The organism is Pandoraea sp. B-6 (genome assembly GCF_000282835.1).
In the GTDB taxonomy this organism is placed as follows: Bacteria; Pseudomonadota; Gammaproteobacteria; order Burkholderiales; family Burkholderiaceae; genus Pandoraea; species Pandoraea cepalis.
This window is the reverse complement of record NZ_KB290516.1, coordinates 140,847-142,019: the sequence shown is the minus strand read 5'-3', so window position 1 is coordinate 142,019 and position 1,173 is coordinate 140,847. Positions and strand designations below refer to the sequence as shown.

At 67.9% G+C, this 1,173-nt stretch carries 2 protein-coding genes; one reads left to right on the top strand and one right to left on the bottom strand.

Annotated elements, in window-relative coordinates; all coding sequences use genetic code 11:
* The coding region (locus tag A985_RS28540) for a universal stress protein (RefSeq protein ID WP_198288688.1) at positions 1-556 on the top strand (556 nt) is incomplete at its 5' end.
* Positions 557-656: 100 nt separating this feature from the next.
* Here the strand turns inward: A985_RS28540 and A985_RS29190 are convergent.
* Positions 657-1,173 (bottom strand): pirin family protein (locus tag A985_RS29190; protein ID WP_039830187.1); only part of this gene is annotated, 517 nt, incomplete at its 5' end.

The window sequence follows — 1,173 nt, the reverse complement described above, 5'->3', positions numbered from 1 at the left end:
CGCCCCGGGCGAGGAGACGGATTCCGACGTTCCGCCGCTGCCCTTACCCACGGGCGTGCTGCCGCTCACCAAGGCGTTCGATGGCGCGATCGGCATCGTGCTGGCCCACGGCGAGCATGCGCGCAAGCCCGATGCGCCGCTCAACATCCTCGTGCCCGTATCGGGCACCGACTACTCGCGGCACGCGGCCGAACTCGCGATCACGCTGGCGCGCGCGGCGAACGCGCCCGTCACGGCGCTCCACGTGTCCGCGCGGGTGGCGCCCGGCATGCTGCATCGGCGCTGGCGCCCGCGCGTACTGAAGCCTGACGCCGCCGAAGCCGCCATGATGGAGAACCTGCATGCGCTGGCCAGGCGTAACGGTGTGAAGCTTCGCACCCGTCTGCTCGCCGGCGGCAAGGTCGACGAAGCCGTGCTGCACCAGATCCATCACGGCAAACACAATCTGCTGGTGCTCGGCGTGCAACCCCGCTTCGGCGACCGCCTCAACTTCGGCGCCGTCTCGCACCGTCTGCTGGAAGACCGCCGGTGCTCGGTCATCGTGCTGAGCGCGTGAGGTGGGCCGTGCGGCATTGCCCACCAGCGCCCATGTCCCCGAATAAAAACGCCGGCGGCCGAACGTTTCGGCAACCGGCGTCGAGACGCGCCAACGAAGCTTAGTTAGCCGACGGCTTTCGCTCCGGCAGCGGAATCCACTCCGTCTCGCCGGGCACCGTGCCCATCTGCTGGGCCGTCCAGGCGGCCTTGGCCTGTTCGATGCGCTCGCGACTCGACGATACAAAGTTCCAGAAGATGAACCGATCGCCGTCGAGCGGCGCGCCGCCGAGCAGCATCAACCGCGCCGGTTGGTCGCCTGCCACAATACGCATATCCGCGCCCTGGGCGAGCACGCCCATACGATGTTCGGGCAGCACCTCGTCGTTCACCGTCACCTCGCCCTGCACGGTGTACACGGCGCGCTCCGCATACTCGGGCGGCAGCACAAACGCCGAGCACGGCGCCATATCGACAGCCAGATAAAAGATCGGCGAAAACACCTTCACCGGCGCCGTCTGGCCAAACGCCTGGCCGAGAATCAGGCGCATATGCACGCCGGGCAGGAAGATGTCCGGCAGCGACGACGCCTCGTGATGCGCAAACGACGGCTCGGTTTCCTCGTCGGCCTGCGGCAGG